Origin of the sequence: uncultured Campylobacter sp. (genome assembly GCF_937997595.1) — a bacterium.
Classification (GTDB): Bacteria; Campylobacterota; Campylobacteria; order Campylobacterales; family Campylobacteraceae; genus Campylobacter_B.
Genome location: NZ_CALKTS010000252.1, coordinates 1 through 3742, shown reverse-complemented (window position 1 = coordinate 3742; position 3742 = coordinate 1). Strand labels below are relative to the sequence as shown.

Below are 3742 nucleotides of genomic sequence, written 5' to 3'. Positions count from 1 at the left end.
AGGCGGAAAGGCAGCGTAAATTTTATCGCGCGAGTTTTGCGCGAGCCGGCGGCGACTTTGGATAAAAGATCAGAATTCTGCAGCGCGGCGAGCAAAATTTTGCCGAAAGATTTGGCGCAAAACAGCGCGAGTTAAATTTAAAATTTGCGGCTTACAGGCGGCGACGAGGTAAAGCCAGGCGGTATAGCGGCAGGCTTTGTTTCTAGCAGGCGTTTTGCGATAAAACAAACGGCGATTGAGTACCGAGTATGGACGGCAGTAAAATTTCGCTACGAAACAAGCGGCGCGATTAAATGCCGATTGCGAACGGCGGTAAAATTTTGCCCAAAGGACGCGGTAGCTAAAGTCGGTACTATGCTAAAGAAAGCCGAGAATAGGTAAAATTTCGCCAAAAGGCGCGGCGGCGGTAAGATTTCACCGCAAGAGGCGCGACGCAGATAGATCTCGGCGCTCACGGGTCGCCAGGTGTTTGAAAACTCGTTTGCATTTTGAAGCGAGTTTATCGCGGATACTCACTGGCTGCTTCATGTTTTGGAGACCGCCCCGCTCATGCGCATCGTTAGCGGCGCGGCTAGCCGATGCGATATGCACGCGCTCAAGACAGATCGGGCGGCGCGCGGAATATTCGGCGCGAGCCGTAAGCAACGCCGATCGTGCGGGCACTCGAATTCGAGCGGGCGATTGCAGGGCGCCCCGGCGCGATAGAGCTTGGTTTCGCGCGCTTGCGGTAAGTTACGTCGAATTTATGCGAGGTTTGGGCGAAATTGTTCAACGTGCGTCGCGAAATTTAAAGCGTGCGGCGGTTGTAGAACCGAGATGCCGCGGCTGTCACAAAACTAAGACGCCGTAGCGGTCGCAAAACCAAGACATTTCGGCGGCTGCAGAAGCAAGGCGTCGCGACAAAGAGCGCCTTTTAGGCGTGCGTAGGTCTCGTTCGTCGCGCCAAGCGACGGGGCGAGTAAATAAAATTTGGAGCTAAGCTTGGATCTACTAAATATCGTAAATTTAAAGAAATTTTACCTGCGAGAGGATCGCAGTAAAAACGTCGTTTTTGAAAATTTTGATCTGCGAATTGGCGACGCGCCGCGGCTCATCAGCCTCACGGGCCCCGACGGCGCGGGCAAATCCACGCTTTTAAAGCTCATCTGCGGCATCATCGCGCCTGATTGCGGCGAGATAAAATTTGCTGGCTTCGTTCCGAGCGGCGAAAATAAAGAATTCGTCCGCGCAAACGGCTACATGTCGCAGAGCCTGGGGCTTTACGAGGAGCTTAGCGTCTGGCAAAATTTAAACATTTTCGCAGGCCTAAAAGGGCTCGATCTAAAAGACGGCGAGGAGTATCTGCGCGGGCTTTTGCGCCGCGTGGGGCTTTTGAAATTTAAAGATTACGCCGTGGATTCGCTCTCCGGCGGGATGAAGCAAAAGCTCGGCGTTGCGTGCGCGATTGCAGCTCGTCCGCGGCTTTTGGTGCTAGATGAGCCCACAGTCGGCGTCGATCCGCTCTCGCGCAGCGAGCTGTGGGCGATCGTGCGCGAGTATCTGGATCAAAGCGGCGCGAAATGCATATTTTCGACGGCGTATTTCGACGAGGCGGCGGATGCCGATCTGACGCTGATTTTGCTCGGCGGCAAGATCATAGCGCAGGAGTGCGCTGCGAAGATCACCGCGGCGCTGCGGGACCGCACCTTTCGCATCGACGGCGAGGATTATCAGAGCCTGGCGCGCCGCTTGATGTTTAAGACGCAAAGATTTTTAAAAAACTCCCCGCTCATCGACATCTGCCCCAGAGACGGCAGCGTCGATCTGCTAAGCGAGGAGCCGATAAGCCTGCGCGATCTGCAGAGGTTTTTAAACGCAAGCCTAGAGGGTGATGATGAAAATACAGAGCGCGAAAACGGGCGCGACAAAGGCACGGATCCCGAAAACGGGCGCGGCGAAAATTTTAAAATTTCAAACGAAAACGAGGACGTTAAATTTAACGAAAACGGAAGCGCTAAATTTAAACTGAGCCCGCGCGAGGCGAGCCTGGAGGATGCGTATATTTTTTTAAATAAAGCAGAGATCGGCGCGGCAAACTTCGGCTACGAAAAAAAGAGCTTCGATGCGACTCAAACCGTCATCAAAGTGCGCGACGTGAGTAAAAAATTCGGCTCATTCACCGCCGTGGAAAATACGAGTTTCGAGGTCAAAAAGGGCGAGATTTTCGGTCTTCTGGGTCCAAACGGCGCGGGCAAAACGACGACCTTTCGTATGATCTGCGCGCTTTTGGGGATGAGCGGAGGCGAGATCTCGGTCATGGGTGAGGATCTGCGCCACGCTAAATCATCGATCAGATCGCGCATCGGCTATGTCTCACAGAAATTTTCGCTTTATAAAAAGCTAAGCTGCTATCAAAATTTAGAGTATTTCGGCCGCAGCTACGGTATCGGCGGCGTGGCACTGAAACGGCGCATAGAGGAGCTTTTGAGCGAGTTTGGCTTGCAGCGGCTGCGAAACGAGACGTGGCAGAACCTGCCCTTTGGCGCGGGGCGCAACCTCAGCATGGCGTGCGCGCTCATCCATCGCCCCGAGATTTTGTTTCTCGACGAGGCCACCAGTGGCGCCGATCCGCTCTCGCGCAGGCTCTTTTGGAACCGCATAAATGCGCTGGCGCGCACCGGCGTGAGCGTGATCGTGACGACGCATTTTATGGAGGAGGCGGAGTATTGCGATCGGTTTTTGATCCAAGATCGCGGCAAAATCCTGGCGCTAGGCAGTCCCGACGAGGTCTGCGTGCAGGACGGGCGGCGGCTTAGCGTGCAGCAAGCCTTTATAAACGAGGTGCAAAAATTTAGAAGCGAGGCGGGCGATGAGGGCTTTTGATCTGAATTTTGCGCGAGCTGCGAGGATTTTTGATCCAAATTTTATGCGGGCGGGGCGAAAACCTGCGCGCCCGCGCGATAAAATTCCAAGCAGCGCAAGGCTCTTGCGGGGCGATGAAATTTTAAACGGCGGCGAAATTTTGAGCGACCGGGCTTTGAATGTCGGTGAAATTCTAAGCGGCGGAATTTTAAACGACGGCAAATTTTGGATCGATAATAAAATTTTGAAAGGTTGCGAAATTTTAAAGGGTGTAGGAATTTTAAACGATCGTAAAATTTTGCGCGGCGCCGAAGTTCTAAATCGAATGTCGCGCGGCGGGATACGGCGCGGATTTTGTAGATGGATACTGCGTGAGCTCTACGGCAAAACAAGCCTGCTTCGTATGCGCTGTAAATTTCAAAGCGCGAGCGGCTCGCAAACGGATTATAAATTCAAAAGAGCGACCGCTCTGCAAACAGGTCGCAAATTTAAAAAGGCAGCCAGTCTGCGAACAGCTTGTAAATTTAAAGCCTCAATGCAAAAATTTCATCGCGGATTTTGCGCCGCCGTGGAGCTTTTGCGTCAGAAATTACGCAGCGAGACTATGCCGCACAACTGCTTAAAATTTCAAAGCTTGCCGTATGCGCTCGCGCGATCAAAATTTCAGGGCGCGATGAGCGAAATAGGCGCGGGCAGTCTGTCTGTGCCGTTAAAATTTCAAATCTCGGTTGCCGCGCTTTTGCAATTAAAATTTAGGGGCGTACCAAATGCGATCACGCGGCTAAAATTTCAAAGCGCGGTAGTCGCGGTCGCCGCATTTGCACGATCAAAATTTAGAGGCTTGCTGCGAGCGGCGCAGTGCCGCAAAATCCGAGCACAGGGGCAGGGCGGATGAACTTTA

At 53.0% G+C, this 3742-nt stretch carries 2 protein-coding genes; both read left to right on the top strand.

Features of this window, described 5'->3' with window-relative positions; genetic code table 11:
• Positions 1–981: 981 nt before the first annotated feature.
• Positions 982–2862 (top strand): ATP-binding cassette domain-containing protein, encoded by a 1881-nt coding sequence (locus tag Q0614_RS08435; RefSeq protein WP_298787990.1) that lies wholly within the window; start codon positions 982–984, stop codon positions 2860–2862.
• Positions 2849–3736 carry a hypothetical protein gene (locus Q0614_RS08430; protein ID WP_298787988.1) on the top strand — a complete coding sequence of 296 codons (888 nt, stop codon included), beginning with the start codon at positions 2849–2851 and terminating at the stop codon, positions 3734–3736. The genes Q0614_RS08435 and Q0614_RS08430 overlap by 14 nt, the downstream gene beginning before the upstream one ends.
• The last annotated feature ends 6 nt before the right edge of the window (positions 3737–3742 follow it).

Excerpts from the sequence above, each read along its gene's own strand:
- Q0614_RS08430 (WP_298787988.1), top strand. The coding sequence starts at position 2,849 with ATGAGGGCTTTTGATCTGAATTTTGCGCGAGCTGCGAGGATTTTTGAT.